The following is a 20,524-nucleotide window of genomic DNA, read 5'->3' as shown; positions in this document are numbered from 1 at the left end:
GCGTCAGCCCTCCTGAGTGGGCTCGGTCGAGGCCGGAGCCTCGGTTGCGGATGCCGCGCGGCCGGCCTCGGTGCTGGTCGCCGTGGTGCCCGAGGCACCGCTGCGACGCGGACGAGTGGGACGCTCACGACGGGGACGGTCTGCACCGGCGGCCGGAGCCGCAGCGGCAGCGAGTTCACGCCGTCCGCCGACGATGTCGCCCTTGTAGATCCAGACCTTCACGCCGATGCGGCCGAAGGTGGTCTTGGCCTCGTACAGTCCGTAGTCGATGTCGGCACGGAGGGTGTGCAGGGGAACGCGTCCCTCGCGGTAGAACTCCGAGCGCGACATTTCGGCGCCACCGAGACGGCCGGAGCACTGAACACGAATGCCCTTGACGTTCGGCTGACGCATGGCCGACTGGATGGCCTTACGCATTGCGCGACGGAATGCGACGCGGTTGCTGAGCTGCTCGGCAACACCCTGGGCCACGAGCTGAGCCTCGGACTCGGCGTTCTTGACCTCGAGGATGTTGAGCTGAACCTGCTTGCCGGTCAGCTTCTCGAGAGCTCCGCGGATGCGGTCGGCCTCGGCGCCACGACGACCGATGACGATGCCCGGACGTGCCGTGTGGATGTCCACGCGAACACGGTCACGGGTGCGCTCGATCTCGACCTTCGCGATGCCTGCGCGCTCCATGCCGGTGGCAAGAAGCTTGCGGATCTCGACGTCTTCCTTGACGTACTCCGAGTACTGCTTGTCTGCGTACCAGCGCGACTTCCAGTCAGTGGTGATACCCAAGCGGAAGCCGTGCGGGTTGATTTTCTGACCCACTACTGAGCCCCTTCCTTGGACGCCTGGCCCTTACGACGGTTGCGAGACGTTCCGCCGGTCTTGGGCAGGCTTTCGACGATCACCGTGATGTGGCTGGTGCGCTTGCGGATCCGGAATGCCCGGCCCTGAGCGCGCGGCTGGAATCGCTTGAGGGTTGCACCCTCGTCGACGAATGCAGTGGCGACGATCAGTGTGCTGGGATCGAGATCCAGGTTGTTCTCGGCGTTGGCCGCTGCGGAGGCGATCACCTTGGCGACCGGCTCGCTTGCTGCCTGCGGCGCGAACTTGAGGATGTTGAGCGCGTCCTCGACGGAGCGCCCGCGAACCAGATCCACGACGCGACGTGCCTTCATCGGCGTGACGCGAACGTGCTTCGCTACGGCCTTGGCAGTCGGATTGGCGGTGGGGGTGAAGTTGGTCATCGCCTCTTCGCCTTCCGGTCGTCCTTGATGTGACCCTTGAACGTGCGGGTCGGTGCGAATTCCCCGAGCTTGTGGCCGACCATGGAGTCGGACACGAACACCGGCACGTGCTTGCGACCGTCGTGGACGGCGAAAGTGTGACCGATGAAGTCGGGCAGGATTGTCGATCGACGGGACCAGGTCTTGATGACCTGCTTGGTTCCCTTGTCGTTCTGGACGTCAACCTTCGCGAGGAGGTGATCGTCTACGAACGGGCCTTTCTTCAGGCTGCGTGGCATTCTGAACTCCCTCCTAGCGCTTGTTCTTGCCGGTACGACGACGACGCACAATCAGCTTGTCGCTCGCCTTGTTCTTGCGGGTACGGCCTTCCGGCTGTCCCCAGGGGCTGACCGGGTGGCGTCCACCGGAGGTCTTGCCCTCGCCGCCACCGTGCGGGTGGTCGACCGGGTTCATCACGACACCACGAACGGTCGGGCGCTTGCCCTTCCAGCGCATGCGGCCGGCCTTGCCCCAGTTGATGTTCGACTGCTCGGCGTTGCCGACCTCGCCGACGGTAGCGCGGCAGCGCACGTCGACGCGACGGATTTCACCGGACGGCATACGCAGCGTGGCGTAGGGGCCTTCCTTACCGAGGAGCTGGATGCTCGCTCCGGCGGAGCGGGCCATCTTGGCGCCACCACCCGGACGGAGCTCGACCGCGTGGATGGTCGTACCCGTCGGGATGTTGCGCAGGGGCAGGTTGTTGCCGGGCTTGATGTCGGCATTGGCACCCTGCTCGATCGGCGAGCCCTGGGCGATGCCCTTGGGTGCGACGATGTAGCGCTTCTCGCCGTCTGCGAAGTGCAGCAGTGCGATGTTCGCGGTGCGGTTGGGGTCGTACTCGATGTGAGCGACCTTGGCCGGCACGCCGTCCTTGTCGTTGCGACGGAAGTCGATGAGACGGTACGCACGCTTGTGACCGCCACCCTTGTGTCGGGTGGTGATACGACCGTGTGCGTTACGTCCACCGCGACCGTGCAGCGGGCGGATCAGCGACTTCTCGGGGGTCGAACGCGTGATCTCAGCGAAATCGGAAACGCTGGAGCCACGACGGCCCGGGGTTGTCGGCTTGTATTTACGGATTGCCATGAGTCTTCTCGTCCTCTATATCCGAAGAGTCCCAGTCGCTTACGCGACCGGACCTCCGAAGATCTCGATGGGCTTGCTGTCGGCGGAGAGCGTTACGAGCGCGCGCTTGGTGTCCTTGCGCTTGCCGTAACCGAACCGGGTCCGCTTACGCTTGCCCTGACGGTTCATCGTGTTGACGCTGGTCACGGTGACGTCGAAGATCTTCTCGACGGCAATCTTGATCTGCGTCTTGTTCGAGTCCGGGTGCACCAGGAACGTGTAGGTGCCTTCTTCGATCAGTCCGTAGGACTTCTCGGAGATGACCGGTGCCAGCAAGATGTCGCGGGGATCGGCGATCGTGGTCACTTGCTTGCCTCCTCGTTCTTTGCAGGCCCAGCGATGAAGGTGTTCAGCGCTTCCACGCTGAAAACGACATCATCGGCGTTGAGCACGTCGTAGGTGTTGAGCTGGTCGGGTGCAATAGGGTGCACGCCGTCCAGGTTCTGAACGCTCTTCCAGGCTGCGATGTCCTCGCGGCCGACGACGAGCAGGACCTTCTTGCGGTCCGAGATCTCGGCGAGGAACGTCTTCGCACCCTTGGTGGACGGAACCTGTCCGGCAACCAGTTCGGTGATGACGTGCAGACGCTCGCTGCGGGCCCGATCGGAGAGGGCTCCGCGCAATGCGGCGGCCTTCATCTTCTTGGGGGTCCGCTGGCTGTAGTCGCGCGGCTGCGGTCCGTGGACCGTGCCACCGCCGACGAACTGAGGAGCGCGGGTCGAACCCTGACGGGCGCGGCCGGTGCCCTTCTGCCGGTACGGCTTCTTGCCGCCGCCGCGAACCTCGCCACGAGTCTTCGTGGAGTGGGTTCCCTGACGAGCAGCTGCAAGCTGTGCGATGACGACCTGGTGCAGCAGCGCGATGTTCGCCGGAGCGTCGAAGATCTCCGCGGGGAGATCGACGGTGCCGTTGGTCTTGCCGCCGGCTTCCTTGACATCGAGCGTCAGCTTGGTCTCGGTGTTCTTCTCGAGGCTGGTCATGCCCGTGCACCACCCTTCAATGCAGACTTGACGATCACGACGTTGCCGCGACGGCCCGGGATCGCTCCCTTGATCAGCAGCAGACCGTTCTCGCTGTCCACCTTGTGGACCGAGAGGTTCTGCGTCGTGACGCGGTCGCCACCCATACGTCCGGACATGCGCATCCCCTTGAAGACGCGACCGGGCGTTGCGCAGCCACCGATGGATCCGGGACGACGGTGCACGGCCTGTGCGCCGTGGCTCGCGCCCTGACCCTTGAAGCCGTGACGCTTCATGGTTCCGGCGAAGCCCTTGCCCTTGCTGGTGCCGGTGACGTCGACGTATGCGCCGTCCTCGAACACTGCAGCGGTGAGCTCCTGGCCGACCTCGAACTGCGAGGCGTCGGCAACGCGAATCTCCACGATGTGGCGACGCGGCGTGACACCTGCCTTCTCGAACTGGCCGGTGGTGGGCTTGTTCACCTTGCGCGGGTCGATCGCACCGAATGCGACCTGGACGGCGCTGTAGCCGTCACGTTCCTGGGTGCGGATCTGGGTGACCACGTTGGGGCCCGCCTTGATCACGGTCACCGGAACGACGCGGTTGTTCTCGTCGAAGACCTGGGTCATTCCGAGCTTGGTGCCCAGAATTCCTGTTGCAGGCCGGTTCTTGTTATCAGTCATCGTTGTCTCCGCGCTCACTGGATGTTGACGTCGACACTGGCCGGGAGGTCGATGCGCATGAGCGCGTCCACCGTCTTCGGTGTCGGGTCGAGGATGTCAATGAGCCGCTTGTGAGTACGCATCTCGAAGTGTTCGCGCGAGTCCTTGTACTTGTGCGGCGAACGGATGACGCAGTACACGTTCTTTTCTGTCGGCAACGGCACCGGTCCGACGACGCGGGCACCCGTACGGGTGACCGTTTCGACGATCTTGCGCGCTGACGCGTCGATCGCCTCATGGTCGTAGGCCTTGAGCCTGATGCGGATCTTTTGTCCCGCCACGCTTAGTGTCCTTTTCTTGCCGCTTGGTCGTAGAACGGGCCGTTCGGCCTGCTCCACCTCGTCTGCACAGTCCCCGAGCCGTGGGAAACCCACCGACTCGAACTGCCTTCGTGCACACACGACAGTGAAAAACGTTGACGACCAGGCGTGACCTGATTCCGTTGCCGCTCTTCATCTGTCATGGTTCTCCGGTCCACGCGGTCGGGCGTGTCGCGATTCCGCTCATTCTTCTGCGCTGAAACTTTCGCCTCAACCATCCGAATCGAACGAAATCCGCACCGATCGAGCTGGTGTTCCGGACGCGCTCACGTGGAGCGCTGGTCTCATGTTCTTGCTCAGTCGGCTTTTCGGCCGACTCACCTGTTTCAGGCCGCACGCATGCGCGTCCCGTGTCCAGGCAACCCGACCAGTATGCCGCAGACCGGGCATCAGATCAACTCGGGGCCGATCGATTGCCATCGCACTACCTTACCGAGCAGTAAGGTAGCGCCATGACCACCGTCGAGAACACTACCGGCGCGACCTATCGCGCCTGGTCGAAGCTACCGAACAACACTGTCGGCTCCACGCTCTTCTCCGTAGGTATGTGCCTACGGGTTCCGTACTTCGCATCCGTGCTGCCCCGTGTCGTCGCGCTCGAGCCGGGGCGCTGCGAGGTCACTGCCCCCAAGTGGTTCGGCATTCGAAACCACCTGGGCACCTTCCACGCCATCGCGGCCTGCAACCTCGCCGAGGTCGCGATGGGCATGCTCGCCGAGGCGACCGTCCCCACCTCGCACCGATGGATCCCCAAATCGATGACGGTCCAGTATCTGACGAAGGCCACCACATCGCTGCGCGCGGTCGCCGCACTCGACGAGGTCCCCGACTTCGGGACGGTCACCGATGGCATCGACATCGTCGTGCCGGTCGCGATCCGCGACACCGCCGGCATGGAGGTGGTGCACGCGGACATCACCATCTGGGTCTCCGCCGCATCGCGTTGACATACTCGACCGATGAACTCGGTGACACGGTCGGAGCCCGACAACTCCGTGATTGTGGTCGGAGGTTCGGGAGCGGTCGGACGTCTGATGGTCGACCTGCTGCGCGGTGACGGCGCTTCGGTCACCGTCGTCGACATCCACGACGGTCCCGACGCCTTTCCCGTCACGGTCGGTGACATCACCGCGCCCGACGAACAGCTCGCCGCAGTGCTGGCACGTGCGGCGACGGTCATTCTGGCGGTGCCCGAATCCGTGGCCCTGGCGGCGGACCTGTCTGCTCTGCGGCCCGACGCTCTGCTGGTGGAGACCCTGTCGGTCAAGTCCGGCTTCTCGCGCCATGTGCAGGGCGCACGTCCGATCGGTGCCGTGATGGGAATCAATCCCATGTTCGCCCCGTCGCTCGGAATGGCCGGACGTCCCGTCGCCGCCGTCGTGCACCGACCCGGCCCGCCGGTGGATCTCTTCCTCGAAGGAATCTCGCGATGGGGCGGTCGAGTAGTGCTCCTCGACGCTGCACGCCATGATCGCCTCGCCGCCGCGACGCAGGCCCTGACACACGCCAGTGTGCTGGCGTTCGGCCTGGCTCTGGCCGAATTGGACCTTCCCTTCGACGACATCGACGCCGTTGCGCCTCCCCCACACGCGACGATGCTTGCGGTGCTGGCGCGCATCACCGGCGGTGAACCCGAGGTCTACTGGGACGTACAGGCAGGCAATCCGCACGCCGCCGATGCCAGGGCGGCGCTGCAACGCGCGACGCAGACGGTGAGCGAGACCGTCGATTCCGGCTCCGAGGCCGACTTCGCTCGCCTGTTGACGCAGGCCGAAGCCGCTCTGGGCGGGAACGGAGATCAGTATCGAGCATTGTGTGCGGAGATGTTCGGTATCGTTCGAGGCAGCGGCGGTAACCGATAGCCGCAGTCGGACGAGCGGAAAGCGGAGGCACGCGATGCTGGAGCAACCGTCGTTGCCGGAATTCGACTCCGCCGATGTCGTGGAGAGCGCCGTCGTCGCGCGGTTGGCGAAGAACTGGTCACAACGCGCGACGGTCAAGAAGCCCGAACCCGAGCTGGACGATCTGTTCGACGTCGCCAAGCAGGATTTTCCCGACGCTCTGATCCCGTTCGGTGAACACGACACCTTCACCGGTGCCACTCCCCAGCAACAGAATCGACTTCGGGCATGGGGCTGGATCGCGTTCAACAAGAACGTGATGGACGTCGAGCAGCATGTCGTTCATCCCGGTTTCGCACTGTTGGCGCAAGACGTGTTCGAGACCGGGATGGGTGACACCCTCGCAGTTGCGGTGACCCAGGCCATGGTGGACGAGCAGTACCACACCCTGATGCACCTCAACGCGAGCGCAGCCACCAGACGCGGACGCGGTTGGTCTCTGTCGGAACGCTCTCTGCCGTTCAGCTCCACCGTGCGCCGGCAACGCGCGGCACAGGCGAACAGTGACGACCCATGGTCGGCAGCGATCAGCTCCCTCGCGTTCATGACGGTTGCAGAGATCTCCATCACGTCGTACCTGGACCTGATCGAGGACGACGACGTCATTCAGCCCATCAATCGGGCAACGGTCAAGCTGCACAACCGCGACGAGTACTGCCATGCGTCCATCGCCGACGACATGGCCGCGATCGTCTTCGAGCGACTCGGTCCCGACGACCGGCAGAAGTTCCTGGACGGCCTCGTCGATGGCATGGACGCGTTCTCGAGCAGCGACTTCTCCACCTGGGGACGCATTCTCGAGCTCGAAGGCGTGCTGGGAGCCGAGGCGATGCTCGCCGATGTCGAGCAGGACAAGAGCCGGCGCGCGTTGGTTCAGGACTACAGCGGGTTGCGGTCTCTGTGCCGAAAACTCGACGTCGAGAACAGTATCGATATCGACTGGGGCTGACTGCGGAACTCACGCAACGACGCCCCTCCACGTAACATCCACGGCGAATTTCACTATCAAGTAGTGGCCCTCGACTCCACGGGGTCCGGTCCCACCACTCCCCCCGACAGCTCGGAGATTCGATGTCGTCAGCTCAACACGCAGCCGTACACGTGGAGGACGTACACAAGTCCTTCGGCGATGTGCAAGCGTTGCGCGGCATCAGCTTCTCCGCGGAGCGGGGAACAGTTCTGGGCATTCTCGGCCCGAACGGTGCAGGCAAGACGACGACCGTGAAGGTGCTCTCCACCCTGATCGCACCCGACAGCGGCAGAGCCTTCGTGGCGGGTCACGATGTCGCAACCGACGCTCCGGCAGTACGCCGCTCGATCATGATGACCGGGCAGTACGCGGCGCTCGACGACACACTGTCCGGCCGCGAGAACATCGAGCTCTTCGGTCGTCTGATGGGTCTGGACAAGAAGGCCGCGAAGGCCCGCGCCAAGGCGCTGCTCGACGAGTTCGACCTCTCCGATACCGGCAAGCGCCCCGTGCGCGGCTACTCGGGTGGTATGCGTCGCCGCATCGACATCGCCTGTGGCCTCGTCGTGCGGCCGGAGGTCGTGTTCCTGGACGAGCCGACCACCGGACTCGACCCACGCAGCCGGCAGGGTGTCTGGTCGCTGGTCGAGGCGCTCAAGGCGCAGGGCATCACCGTTCTGTTGACGACGCAGTACCTCGAAGAAGCAGACGTTCTGAGCGACAACATCATCGTCATCGACAAGGGCACGGTCATCGCAGAGGGCACGTCGGACCATCTCAAGGCCATGACCGGCGGCAGCTACTGCGAGGTCGTTCCCCTCGATCCCGGCCAACTCCGTGCGGCCGCCGAAGCCCTGGGCGACATGGTCCCCGCGGCAGTTCACGCCGAGATCACCGCGGCCTCGGACCGGCTCTCCGTTCCTGCACCCGACGGCGCGGCGACTCTGTCGGAGATTCTGCGCCGTATCGATGCGAGGGGAATCGTGCTCGCCGACATTGCTCTGCGCCGCCCGTCGCTCGACGACGTGTTCCTCACCCTCACCGGGCACTCCCAGACGAGCACCACACCGTGACGGCCACTACGCGAGGCGTCGCCGAATCGAAGGCCAGAGCCGTCCGACGGACCGATGTCGGGTCGACGGCTCAGCAGCCGAAACGGCGGTCGAGGACGAAGCCGTCGGGATTCGTGCAGTGGCAGGCCCTCACCGGCCGTGCCCTGTGGACCATGCTGACCAAGGGCGAGTTGCTGGTCGCAGTCATCGCCCCGCTCATCTTCACCGTCGGCTTCTATCTGCCTCTCAAGTTCGTCATGGGCTTGCAGGGCATCGACTACGCCCAGTTCCTGATGCCGATCATCGTGCTGCAGGCCATGGCGTTCACCGCGATCTCGGCGGCACAGCGTGCCTCGGCCGAGGCGATGAGTGGCCTGAACTCACGGTTGAAGACCATGCCCGTCGTGCGGGGTGTGCCACTCGTGGCACGAATCTCGAGCGGTGTCGTCCGCTCGTTGGTCTCTCTCGTATCCGCCCTCGGTTTCGGTTACGTGATCGGTTTTCGCTTCACGGCAGGGTTCGGTCAGGCCCTGTTGTTCTGCGCACTCGCCATGCTGATCAGCACCACGTTGTCGATCGGGGCCGATGCGATCGGAACTCTGTCGAAGAGTCCCGAAGCGACCAGCCAGGTACTGACCCTCCCCCAGCTCATTCTCGGTATGGCGTCGTGCGGGTTCGTCCCGGAGAGTGGATTCCCGGAACTCATCCGACCGTTCGTACGCAACCAGCCGATCTCGCAGTTCTCCTTCGCAATGCGCGATATGGCCGAAGGCGGAGTCACCTTCCAGGTATTGTGGCCGTCGCTCGCGTGGGTGACCGGCTTGATCCTGTTCTTCGTACCGCTCGCCATCTGGGCGAGCTCCAGGCCAGAGTGAAGAGTCCGACATGACCATGTCCGAAGCGTCGGTGAACACGACCCGCGTATCCAGCTTGACCTTCCCCGAACCCAACATGGTGCTGGGCGAAAGGTCTGTCCGTGCTCTCTGGACCCACAGTCTGATCCAGGCCAAGCGACTGTTGACGCGATGGATGCGCGATCCGTCGACGATGATTCAGGCGTTGCTGTACCCCGCCTTGATGCTGGTCATGTTCCGTGTCGTGCTCGGAAACTCGATTTCCGCGGCCACCGGAGCTCCGGCGATCTACGGCCAGGTGCCGATGATCGCTCTCGTCGGAGCGATGTTCGGATCGATCGTCAGCGCGGTCGGCCTCAAGGGCGAACGTAAATCGGGTTTGCTGTCGCGCTTCTGGACGACACCGACGCATCGTGCCGCCGGTCTGCTGGGCAGGATGATCGCCGAAGCAGTTCGAGTACTCGTCACCACCATCGTCATCACTTTGGCGGGTGTCGCGATGGGGTTCCGATTCACTCAGGGAATTCCGGCCGGCATCTTGTTGATTCTGGTGCCGATCGTGTTCGGTATCGGGTTCGCGGTCATGGTGACATTCCTGGCCACCGTCGCCGGCGACGCACCCCTGGTCGAAGTCGTGTCGATCTTCGCCACACTTCTGATGTTCTTCAACGCCGGCTTCGTACCCGTGCTGGCCTACCCACCTTGGCTTCAACCGGTCGTCGCGGCGCAGCCGATGTCGGTCGCGGTGGATGCAATGCGAAACCTGGCAATGGGTGGTCCGGTCCTGACACCGGTGCTGCAGACTCTTGCGTGGTCACTCGGAATGGCAGTCGTGTTTCTGATCCCGGCAATCCGCGGCTACAAGAAGGCATCTTCGGAAGGCTGACCGAAGTGGCTCCGGTCAACCCACGACCCCGATCGGAGGTGACGTCGTGAACGATGCGTACACCGCACATCCGTCGATTTCGGTGATCATTCCTGTGGGCTCGCTCGATCCCCTGCTCGACGCCCAGTTGCAGGCGTTGGCGGAGCAAGATGTCGACTATCCGTTCGACGTGCTGATTTCGGACAATGCCGGCGACGGACGAGTCAGCGATCACGTCGCTTCACATCCCCTGCGAGATCGACTGCAGTTGACCTGCGTAGACGCGTCACAGCAGGTCGGGGCGGCGCACGCACGCAATCGCGGTGCCGAGAGCGCCTCCGGCGACCTGTTGATGTTCTGCGACGCGGACGACGTGGTGCACCCATCGTGGCTACGAACGCTCGCCGAGCTCGCTCGGACGTTCGACGTGGCGGGTACCGCAGTGGAGACGCACACGCTGAACAGTGCGCGAGCGTTGTCCTGGACTCCGACCACACCGCCCGAGAACCAGGGCCGTACGGATTTCCTGCCGTTCGCGATCGGGGCCAGCATGGCCTGTTGGGCGTCGGTCTATCGCGATGTCGGTGGCATGGACAACCGGTTCAGGGCCAGCCAGGACGTCGAATTCTGCTGGCGCGCGCAACTGTCCGGCTACACCCTCGGTTTCAGTACCGACACTGTCGTGGCCTACAGACTGCGCGCCGAGCTCCGACCCATGCTGCGCCAGTCGTTCCGGCTCGGATTCGGCTTCGCCAAGCTGCGGGGAATCTATCGGCCCCAGGGGTGCCCGGCCATGAAAGTTCGTACGGTCCTGTCGTGGTGGACAGCCCTGTTGGTTCGCAATCCGCTGCTACCGACGGCATGGACCGGGCTGGCCCGTGGTCACTGGTCGAGGGCCCTCTTCATCCGGGTCGGCGAAATTCGCGGGGGCATCGCCTATCGCGCGTTCAGCTGGTGACGTCGGACACACCCACTGGCTCACCGACCCACCCGGCCTGCAGTCTTGATCCGCGCGACTGTAACGGATGGATGACCGATGTTACGGTCGACAACACAGGCCTGCCGAAACCGGCGGCGCGTCCCACGCCTTCACACGAGATCGAGGCCATGTCGAACACGCTTTCCCGAGTGCTGCCCACGGCGGTTGCTGCCGCCGTCGCCGGTGCCCTGTGCCTGACCGGGGCGGGAACGGCGACTGCAGCACCCTCCCCCACCGGCACCTCGGTATCGGCCACCCCCGCACTCGAGGGTGCCAACGACTTCGGCTGTGTTCCCAGCGCGGCCCATCCACGTCCGGTTGTGCTCGTCCACGGAACCAAGATGGATGCGTCCACGTGGAAGATCCTGGCACCGCAGTTGAAGAGCGAGGGCTACTGCGTCTTCGCCCCCAACTACGGCGGCGTCTCGCTCCTCCTCGACCCGGGCACGACCATCTGGGGCTCCGGCGACATCGCTGAGTCAGGCCGACAGATCGGCCGTTTCGTCGACGAAGTACTCGCGGCAACCGGTGCCGAGCAAGTCGACATGGTCGGCCATTCGCAGGGCGGCACCGCCACTCGGCAGTACATGAAGTTCGATGGCGGCACCGATACGCAGGACCCAGCCCGCAACAAGGTTCACACGCTGGTCACCCTCGGTGCCACCAATCACGGCACGACCTTCGGTGGTCTGCAGCAACTCTCCGAATTGCTCACCTCCCTCGGTCTGCCCGGCGACGCACTCACCCCCCTGACATACAACATGGCGGGTGCCCAGCAACTCGTCGGTTCGACGACGCTTACCAGCTTGAACGAGGGCGGAGACGTCGAACCCGGGGTGGAGTACACCGTCATCGCCACGCGCAACGACACCGTCTCGACGCCGCCCGCGAACACCTTCCTCAAGTCCGGCGACCCGGCGATGGTGCACAACGTCTGGGTTCAGGACGTGTGCCCCGCGGCGACGACGTCCCACGTCGGTCTCGTCACCGACCCGGCGCCTCTGTACATGGTCAAGTCGGCGCTCGATCCCGAGTACGCAGCGACGACGCCTGCACCCTGCTGACACAGCACGAACCGTCACCACCGGGGCCTCACGACATCGCGTCGTGAGGCCCCGGTCGTGTTCGACGGTCTACCGGTCCAACTCGGACTGCAACACCGGTCCGATTTCGGCGAGCGCAGACTGCGACGCCATCTGCCAGTGGGTGGAATGCACGGGCACCACGTTCACGCCCCCGTCGACCGCGTCCTCCCACGTCGACGCGGCAACGGTTCCGGTCGGATCGTCGACGACCGACGCGAAGAGGATCGACCGCCCGACGAATGTCCGTGGCACGTACGAGTCGATCAGCTCCGCCGAGCGGGCGATCCCGTCCAGTATCCCGGCTATCCGATCGCGGGATATCGCGTCGAACGGAGCAGGCATCGATGCCAACAGTTCCGCCACGGAATCGACCGTGAGCTCTTCGATCTCGATATCGGTGTCCGCTCCGAGGCCCAGGCCGCCGAGCATCTCTCCGGCCGACACGGGTCGGTCCACGAGGTGCTCGGTCCTGCCCGCGACGAACGAGTCCATCATCGCCAGTGTTGCTACCGACTCGCCTTCGTGCTGCAGTTGCACAGCCATGGCGTGCGCGATCGATCCGCCCATCGACCAACCGAGCAGGTGGTACGGGCCGGACGGCTGCACGCTGCGAATCTTGTTCACGAACAGGGCGGCCCACTGTTCGATGGATTCCGGCAGGGGTTCGGCACCGGAGAGGGCAGGTGACTGCAACCCGTAGATCGGACGGTCCTCGCCCAGGTACGCCGACAATCCACCGAAGCCCCAGGAGAGCCCCACGATGGGATGGATGCAGAACAGCGGTGACTCGGAACCAGCGACTCGAAGGGGAATCAATGTCTCCAGCCCGCTGGATTCGGCCTCCTCGATCGGCGACGTCGTCGCTGCCGTGATCCGCGCGGCGAGCGAGGCCACGGAGGCGTCGACGAACAACCAGTTCAGCGGTATCGGTCCGCCGCCCACGGCCGCTCCGAGCTTGGACACCAACTTGACCGCCAGCAGCGAGTTGCCACCCAACGCGAAGAAGTCGTCGTCCAACCCGACACGCTCGACACCCAGGACGTCCGAGTACACCGCCGCGATCGATTCCTCGACCGGTGTCCGCGGAGCCCGGAACTCGCGGATCTCGAATTCCGGGACGGGCAACGCCCGACGGTCCAACTTGCCCGCCGCGTTGAGCGGCAAAGCGTCGAGCACCACGAACGCGGACGGCACCATGTACGACGGCACCGCCGACCCCAACTCCGACCGGACCGCCTCGACCTCGATGTCGGCTCCGACCGCGGGCACCACGTACGCCGCCAGCGACTCCCCCACCGATAGCTGCGCAACCACCACAACGGCCTGACTCACCGCCGGAGACGCCGTCAAGGCAGTCTCGATCTCCCCCAACTCGATTCGCTGCCCACGGAACTTGACCTGGAAGTCCGTCCGACCGATGTACTCGAGCCGCCCGCCATCCATCGACCACCGAACCAGATCGCCGGTGCGATACATTCGCGCCCCAGCATCGCCGAACGGGTTCGCAACGAAACGCTCGGAAGACAAGTCCGGCCGCGCAACGTAACCCCGAGCCAACTGCACCCCGGCGAGGTAGAGCTCGCCCGGCACACCCGCAGGCACCGGATGCAACCGCGAATCGAGAACGTGGACAGAGGTATTCCACTCCGGCACCCCGATGGAGACCGAACCATCCACCGCGACGTCCTCGGAGACATCGCGATAGGTGACACTCACCGCCGCCTCGGTGGGTCCGTACAAGTTGTGCACCCGAGCATCCGACACCGCGCGGCACGCATCCACGGTCCGCGCGGGCAACGCCTCACCGATCACGAAGATGTGCCGAAGCGAAGAGATGGACTGCGCAGCAACCGATTCGGCGAACACCGTGAGCATCGACGGCACGAAATCCGTCACCGTCACACCATGACGGGCGATATCGGCCGCCACGGCCTCCACATCACGCTGCGCGCCCGGGGCCGCCACGATCAGCCGACCCCCGGTACGCAGCGGCAGGAAGAACCCCCACAACGACACGTCGAACGTCGTGGCCGTCTTCTGCAAGTAGACGTCCGAGGCGTCGAGACCGTACTCCTGCGCCATCCACGCCATCTGGTTGACGATGGCGCGATGCTCGACGGCCACCCCCTTGGGCCGACCGGTCGACCCGGACGTGAACAGCACGTACGCCAGATCGGCACCGGAGAAACGGGGGAATGCCACCGACCCGACCGGCGGCGGATCCGTGATGTCGAGAACCGGAATCGCTGTCGCCGTGGCGAAGTCGTCTCGCGCCGTCGACAGAACGACAACCGGCGACGCCGTGTCTAGAATGTAGTCGTTGCGCTCGGACGGCTGATCCGGATCCACCGGAACGTACGCCGCACCGGACCGCAGCACGGCATACATGCCGACCACAAGCTCGATCGACCGACGCATGGCCAACCCCACCGACACACCCGGCCCGGCACCGTGCTCCTGCAACAACCACGCAGTCGCATCCACCCGGTCCGAGAACTCCCGATACGTCAACGACTGTTCGCCGAACACCAACGCCACCACATCAGGCGACTCGGCCACCACCCGGTCGAAACCATCCAGCAGCACCTCGTCCGGATCGACAGCCACCGCGATGCCGTGGCCCCGCAACGAGAGTTGTTCACGCTCAGCCAAATCGAGAACGTCGATGTCACCGACCGCGAGTTCGGGTCGAGCGGTCACGGAGTCGAGAACGGCCACCAGCCGGTGCCCGAAGGCCGTCACGGTCGGCTCGTCGAACAGATCCGTGGCGTACATCAACTCGACGGCGAGCCCTGCGCCGTCGCCCCGCTCGGTGAACGTCACCTGGAGGTCGAACTTGGCCGATGCCACGCCGGACCCGAACGCCTCGACGGCGAGATCGGGCAGCTCGAACGAACCCTGCGAGAAGTTCTGGAAGAACAGCGCAACCTGCACCAGTGGGTGTCGTCCTTGCGAACGCACCGGATCGAGTACCTCGACCAGACGCTCGAAGGGAACGTCGACGTTGTCGAACGCCTCGAGGTCGGCCGTACGTACCGTGTCGAGAACCTCGACGAACGAGGCATCCGAGGCAACAGGGGTTCGAAGCACCACCGTATTGACGAACATGCCCACCAGATTGTCCAGCCGCGCGTCACCACGGCCACCCACCGGTGCTCCGACGGCGATGTCGGCCGTACCCGACAGTGTCGCCAGCAACACGGCCAACGCGGCGTGCACCACCATGAACGGGGTCGACTCGTTGGCCCGGGCGCATTCGACCACTCGGGTGTGCAGCTCGGGATCGATATCGAACGACACCACCGCCCCTCGTCCCGACGCGACTCGTGGACGCGGCCGGTCGGCGGGTAACTCCAGTTGTTCGGGTAGGCCGTCGAGCGCGTGCTGCCAGTACTGAATCTGCTTGCTGGCGACGGATTTCGGGTCCGACTCCGAACCCAGCATGTCGAGTTGCCACAGCGTGTAGTCGACGTACTGAACCGGCAGCGGCGTCCACTGCGGTGCCGATCCACTGCGTCGCGCGAGATATGCCGTCATGACGTCCCGAGACAGCGGAGCCATCGACAGCCCGTCGGCCGAGATGTGGTGTGCCACGAACGCCAATACGTACTCCGGCATCGGACCGGCGGGGTCGGTGACCTCGAACAGCCGAACGCGGAACGGAATTTCGACCGTCACGTCGAACCCACGGCTGAAGAATTCGGTGACGTCGGCCAAGGCGCCGTCACGGGTGACGGTGACCACGGCCGTGTCGACCTGCGCATCGGCCTCGTCGAGCACCTGCTGATAGCCGCTGCCGTCGATGTCGGGATAGATGGTGCGCAACGATTCGTGGCGACCGACCACATCGAGGACGGCGGCCTGCAGTGCATCGATGTCGAGGGAACCGCGCAGCAGCAGAGCAACCGGCACGTTGTTGATCGCCGACGCGGTGTCGAGTCGGTTCAGGAACCACATGCGTTGCTGAGCGGACGAGAGCGGAATGTGTTGCGGCCGAGCCCTGGAGGCGTCGAGCTGGGCCCGGATCGGAGCGTCGACCGAGTCGGCTGCGTTCGCGAGCGCCTCGACGGTGGACGACTCGAACACCGAACGCGCAGGCAGTTGCACGCCGAGTGCCGAACCCAGCCGCGCAGCGAGTTTGGTGGCGATCAGCGAATTGCCGCCGAGCGCGAAGAAATCGTCGTCGAGACCGACTCGCTCGACCCCGAGCAACTCGACGAAGATGTCGGCTACCGCCTGCTCGGTAGGGGTCGCCGGGGCGCGGAACTCGGCGACCTCGAACACCGGCTCCGGCAACGCATCTCGGTCGAGTTTGCCGGTGGGAGTCAGGGGAATCGTATCGATCCGCGTGATCACCGAGGGCACCATGTGCGCGGGCAGACTCCGCCCGGCCTCGTCCAGCACCCGGTCCAGGTCGACGTCCGTCCCTGCCACCGGCAGTACGTAGGCTGCGAGAACGGTTGCGCCAGTAGGACTGCGGTGACCGAGCGTCACAGCGAAATCGACCCCGTCCTGCGCTGTGAGAACGGCGTCGATTTCACCGAGTTCGATTCTGAAGCCTCGGATCTGGACCTGAAAGTCGTTGCGGCCCAGATATTCGATGGCACGTCCGGACGCCACTTCCCGCCACCGCACCAGGTCACCGGTGCGGTAGAGCCTGGCTTGATTCGGATCACTCTCGGCTGCATAGGGATTGGCTACGAATCGCGCCGCGGTCAGCGCAAATCTTCGATGGTAACCCCGCGCAAGGCCGGCACCGGTCAGATACAGCTCCCCCGGCACCCCTGCGGCTACCTGCCGCAACCGGTCGTCGAGCACGTGGTAGCCCATGTCTTTGGTGGACGGCCCGAGCAGCACGGCTTCGCCGGCGTTCAACGGCGGCGAGATATTGCACACCATCGACGCTTCGGTGGGGCCGTAGACGTTGTGAAAACGTCTGCCCGGTGCCCACTTCGACATCAGCTCCGAGGTGAAGGCCTCGCCGCCGATCGCAAGCACCCGCATGTCGGGCACCTCAGCCGGGTCGAGCGAGGCCAGCGCTGCCGGGGTGACGAACGCATGGCTGACGCGGTGGCGGCGGAGCATGTCAGCCAGATCGGCACCGCCGTAGACGCCGGGTGGGACGATGACCATCGTCGAGCCTGCGCCCACGGCCATCAGTAGCTCCAGCACGGATGCATCGAAGCTGGGGGACGCGAAATGCAGTGTGCGCGAATCGGAGTCCAGCCCGTAGGTCTCGACCTGAGTGGAGGTCAGCGGAGCCAGTCCGGCGTGGGAGACGGCGACGCCTTTCGGCAGACCGGTCGAGCCGGAGGTGTAGATGACGTACGCGAGCGTGGACGGGCGAATCGGTGCCCGTCGGTCTTCCGCTACGACGGGATCGTCGGACAACCCCTGAAGTGCGCCTTCGGTGTCGGACGAGTCGAGGCTGATCCACGACACCGACGTCGGCATCGTGTCCTCGAATTGTGTTGCAGTGACACCCATTCGCACGCCGGAGTCGTTCACCATGTGCGTGATGCGGGCGGCCGGGTAATTCGGGTCGATGGGCACGAATGCAGCACCGGTCTTCGCCACGGCCCACACGGCCGTGACCGATTCGATCGAACGGGTCAGTGCCAGAGCCACGAAATCCTCGGGACCTACCCCGCGTTCGATGAGCAGCCGGGCGAGCCTGGACGACCGGGAGTCGATCTCCCGATAGGTGAGCGACCGGGTGTCGAACTCCACCGCGGTACCGTCCGGGTTCTTTTCCACCGCCGCGGCGAGCAGAGTCGGCAGCGCGACCGTACGGGCCGGTCGCTGTCGGGTGGGTCGTGCACGGGTAGGCCTGGGGCGGCTCGACCGTCCACCCACTCGGCCGCCCGACTCGGACGGTGTGCCGGTCGATCCATCCGAACTCATCTGAACTATGACTCCTCACCAGTGTTGCCCCGCGCTCGGTCGTGGACGACGCGTCGGCCGATCCGACCGTTCATCGTCCGCGACGCGGCGAGCGTTGCAGTTCGCTTCACCCTATCGGTCGGCGGTTCCCAACGACCCGGGCAGACGATGCACCGGAATGTCGACACCGCTCATCTCGACACCGTCACCGTCACCGTCACCGTCGACCGACACGATCGCAACGAGGTCCTCGATGTCCTCGGGTTGCAGTCGATCGACTGCGGCGATGTCTGCTGCGGCGAGGAACGCATGGGTCACCCATTCTGCGGACACGATGTCTGCGGCGTCTTCGGCGGACTCCCCCCGGTCGGTCACCAGCGCTGCACCTGCCGTCACGGCGACCACGCCGGCCAGAACTGCTGCAGCGGAATCGAACCGGGTGGGAACGGCCAGCCGTGAATCGAACGCCACTGCCCACTCCGACACTGCGCTCGTCGCCAGTGCGGCGAGTGTTCCGTGGTCGATCACGGTGCCGTCGTCGACCGAGACCAACGCTGGGCTGTCGGGTCCCAGAACCGCCGTTCGGTCCGAATACGTCACCGGCCGCGCAGAACTCGCGGCAATGGCGTCGACCACGTCCGGTTGCCCGAGGTGGACGGTCGTGGCGGGCCCGGCCGAGCTCGGCGCATCGTCACCGTCCAGAACGAGGACGGACGCGCCTGCCCGCTCCAGAACGTCGGAGGAGTTCGATGTGCTGATCGGTGCCACAGCTCCGCCTGCCTTGGCCACCGCCCACCGCGTCACGACGGCCGCGACCTCGCCGGTGACGGAGACACCGACCACGACTCCGGGCCGGACGCCACGCTCGATCAGGACCCGAGCCATCCTCGACGACTGCTCGTCGAGCTGACGATAGGTGGTCTCGACTCCGTCCGACGACAACGCGGGCGCATCGGGATCTGCGTCCACCGCCGAGGTGAGTACCTGCGGCAAGGTCAGGTCCGACCGGACCGGTGCCACATAGGAGTCGGCGGCCTGCGGGGACTCGGTCGATGCGGCCCGCTCGGCGGCGTCGAGCACGTCGATGTCGCCGACGACGACAGCTGGTGTTGCCGCTACCGCACCGGCGATACGAGCGAATCGTTCCGCCAAGGAGGCGACCGTGGACTCGTCGAACAGGTCGGCGGCATACACCCATTCGACGTTCAGGGTTCCGGTGCCGCTGTTCCCGTCGGCGTGCTGGGTCTCCACCGTGACCTGCAGGTCGAATTTCGCCGTCGGCTCGAAGCCGCTGACGGGTTCGACCACCAGGTTCGGCAATTCGAACCGCGCCTCGCCGTGGGGCTCCACCGACAGAACCGTCTGGAACAGCGGGGTGTACCCGGCGTTCCGGTCCGGTGCGATGGTGTCGACGACCCGCTCGAACGGCACGTCCGAATTCGCGAAGGCCCGCAGGTCGGTCTCGCGGACAGCGGTCAGCAGCTCTGCGAACGTCGCGTCCGGGTCCACGTCCGTGCGCAGCGCCAGCGTGTTGACGAACATGCCGACCAATCCGTCGAGCGCCTCGTGCCCGCGGCCGGCGATAGGCGTGCCGACGGCGAAGCTGCGGGAGCCACTCATCCGCGACAAAAGCACCCCGAGTACCGCGTGCAACACCATGAACAGAGTCGCGTTGTTCTCGCGCGCGATCGCCGCGAGCCCGGTGTGTACCGACTCGTCCAGCTCGACACTCACACTGGCTCCGCGCAGGTTGGCGGTAGCCGCACGCGGCCGATCCCACGGCAACGACACGACCGGGGTGATCCCGCTGAGCTCGTCCGCCCAGAAGGCCAACTGCTGCGACAGAATCGACGTGGGGTCGCTGTCCGAGCCCAGCACCTGCCGCTGCCAGACCGCGAAGTCCGCGTACTGCACCGTCAGCGGTTCGGGCGTGTAGTCGGTTCCCGACGCGGCAGCGAGGTACGCGGTCATGACGTCACGAGCCAGTGGTGCCATCGATGCACCGTCTCCGCTGATGTGGTGCATCACGATGACGAAGACGTACTCGTCCGGACCGAACCGGAACAGTGCGCCCCGGACCGGGGGTGCGACGGTGACGTCGAAACCCTGGTAGACGAGTGCGCGAATCCGTTCGGCGGTGTCGGAGTCGTCGGTCGCGTCGATCGGAGTCAGATCGGGTACGACCGATCCGGCGTCGATGAACTCCTGATACGGCGAACCGTTCGCATCTTCCGGGTAGCGCGTGCGCAGTGCCTCGTGGCGTTCCACGGTGCCGGACACGGCGGTCTGCAGTGCCGCGACATCGAGCTCGCCTCGCAGACGGAGCGCCAGCGGCATGTTGTAGGCCCCGGACTCGGGGTCGAGTCGGTTGAGTACCCACATGCGCTGTTGCGCGAGCGACAACGGCACGGTCTGGCCGGCCGGTCGGCGGCGCAGCGGCAAGAAGGTCGGTGTTCGAGATCTGTTCGAGGCGTCGACCGTTGCCGCACTCGCAGCTCGTGCCGAGTCGCGGATCGACGACGCGAACGATGT

Annotated in this window: 18 protein-coding genes; 8 read left to right on the top strand and 10 right to left on the bottom strand. The window is 65.2% G+C overall.

Translation table 11 applies throughout. The annotated features are described in order from the left end of the window. Positions 1-3: 3 nt before the first annotated feature. From rpsC to rpsJ, 8 genes are read right to left on the bottom strand one after another with little or no spacing between them, the layout of a single operon-like run. Positions 4-813, bottom strand: coding sequence for a 30S ribosomal protein S3 (gene rpsC, locus CH256_RS25600; protein ID WP_027496312.1), 810 nt, complete (start codon positions 811-813; stop codon positions 4-6). Further along, on the bottom strand, positions 813-1,235 hold the full coding sequence (gene rplV, locus CH256_RS25595) for a 50S ribosomal protein L22 (protein WP_037188319.1): 423 nt from the start codon (positions 1,233-1,235) through the stop codon (positions 813-815). Before rplV ends, rpsC begins: the two co-directional genes overlap by 1 nt. Continuing rightward, complete coding sequence (gene rpsS, locus CH256_RS25590; RefSeq protein ID WP_008718309.1) at positions 1,232-1,513, bottom strand: 30S ribosomal protein S19; 282 nt, start codon at positions 1,511-1,513, stop codon at positions 1,232-1,234. Before rpsS ends, rplV begins: the two co-directional genes overlap by 4 nt. Before the next feature lie 13 nt (positions 1,514-1,526). Then, positions 1,527-2,363: a 50S ribosomal protein L2 gene (gene rplB, locus CH256_RS25585; protein ID WP_008718311.1), complete on the bottom strand. Its 837-nt coding sequence runs from the start codon at positions 2,361-2,363 to the stop codon at positions 1,527-1,529. Between the two features lie 39 nt (positions 2,364-2,402). After that, entirely contained in the window at positions 2,403-2,708 is a 306-nt protein-coding gene (gene rplW / locus CH256_RS25580; RefSeq protein WP_027496310.1) for a 50S ribosomal protein L23, read from the bottom strand. Further along, entirely contained in the window at positions 2,705-3,382 is a 678-nt protein-coding gene (gene rplD, locus CH256_RS25575; RefSeq protein WP_008718317.1) for a 50S ribosomal protein L4, read from the bottom strand. Before rplD ends, rplW begins: the two co-directional genes overlap by 4 nt. Continuing rightward, positions 3,379-4,044 (bottom strand): 50S ribosomal protein L3, encoded by a 666-nt coding sequence (gene rplC / locus CH256_RS25570; protein ID WP_027496309.1) that lies wholly within the window; start codon positions 4,042-4,044, stop codon positions 3,379-3,381. Before rplC ends, rplD begins: the two co-directional genes overlap by 4 nt. A gap of 14 nt (positions 4,045-4,058) precedes the next feature. Next, a complete protein-coding gene (rpsJ, locus tag CH256_RS25565; RefSeq protein WP_003938093.1) occupies positions 4,059-4,364 on the bottom strand; it encodes a 30S ribosomal protein S10 in 306 nt (101 codons plus the stop codon). A 491-nt stretch (positions 4,365-4,855) separates the two neighbouring features. On the opposite strand from rpsJ, the gene CH256_RS25560 reads away from it, so the two are divergent. The 8 genes from CH256_RS25560 (at position 4,856) to CH256_RS25525 (ending at position 12,088) form a co-directional block, all read left to right on the top strand. Continuing rightward, a complete protein-coding gene (locus CH256_RS25560) occupies positions 4,856-5,350 on the top strand; it encodes a hotdog fold domain-containing protein (protein WP_068051390.1) in 495 nt (164 codons plus the stop codon). Positions 5,351-5,362: 12 nt separating this feature from the next. Continuing rightward, positions 5,363-6,265, top strand: a complete 903-nt coding sequence (locus tag CH256_RS25555; protein ID WP_068051392.1) for a prephenate dehydrogenase dimerization domain-containing protein — start codon at positions 5,363-5,365, stop codon at positions 6,263-6,265. A 34-nt stretch (positions 6,266-6,299) separates the two neighbouring features. Next, the gene (locus tag CH256_RS25550; protein ID WP_068051394.1) at positions 6,300-7,253 is read left to right on the top strand and encodes an AurF N-oxygenase family protein; all 954 of its coding nucleotides are present in this window, start codon (positions 6,300-6,302) and stop codon (positions 7,251-7,253) included. A 122-nt stretch (positions 7,254-7,375) separates the two neighbouring features. Further along, positions 7,376-8,347, top strand: a complete 972-nt coding sequence (locus CH256_RS25545) for a daunorubicin/doxorubicin resistance ABC transporter ATP-binding protein DrrA (protein WP_068051396.1) — start codon at positions 7,376-7,378, stop codon at positions 8,345-8,347. Further along, the gene (locus CH256_RS25540; RefSeq protein WP_094671226.1) at positions 8,344-9,201 is read left to right on the top strand and encodes an ABC transporter permease; all 858 of its coding nucleotides are present in this window, start codon (positions 8,344-8,346) and stop codon (positions 9,199-9,201) included. Before CH256_RS25545 ends, CH256_RS25540 begins: the two co-directional genes overlap by 4 nt. Positions 9,202-9,211: 10 nt before the next feature. Next, entirely contained in the window at positions 9,212-10,066 is an 855-nt protein-coding gene (locus tag CH256_RS25535; RefSeq protein ID WP_068051400.1) for an ABC transporter permease, read from the top strand. A 46-nt stretch (positions 10,067-10,112) separates the two neighbouring features. Continuing rightward, positions 10,113-11,003, top strand: coding sequence for a glycosyltransferase (locus CH256_RS25530; RefSeq protein ID WP_068051402.1), 891 nt, complete (start codon positions 10,113-10,115; stop codon positions 11,001-11,003). A 149-nt stretch (positions 11,004-11,152) separates the two neighbouring features. Further along, entirely contained in the window at positions 11,153-12,088 is a 936-nt protein-coding gene (locus tag CH256_RS25525; RefSeq protein WP_094671232.1) for an esterase/lipase family protein, read from the top strand. Positions 12,089-12,157: 69 nt separating this feature from the next. Here the strand turns inward: CH256_RS25525 and CH256_RS25520 are convergent, their stop codons facing one another. After that, entirely contained in the window at positions 12,158-18,013 is a 5,856-nt protein-coding gene (locus tag CH256_RS25520) for an amino acid adenylation domain-containing protein (protein ID WP_094671222.1), read from the bottom strand. Positions 18,014-18,124: 111 nt separating this feature from the next. Then, on the bottom strand, positions 18,125-20,524 hold a 2,400-nt coding region (locus CH256_RS25515), incomplete at its 5' end, for a condensation domain-containing protein (protein WP_143536678.1).

This window comes from Rhodococcus sp. 05-2254-6 (assembly GCF_002258565.1).
Lineage (GTDB): Bacteria > Actinomycetota > Actinomycetes > Mycobacteriales > Mycobacteriaceae > Rhodococcoides.
Note: the sequence above shows the minus strand (reverse complement) of the source record. Positions and strands in the feature narration are given on the sequence as shown.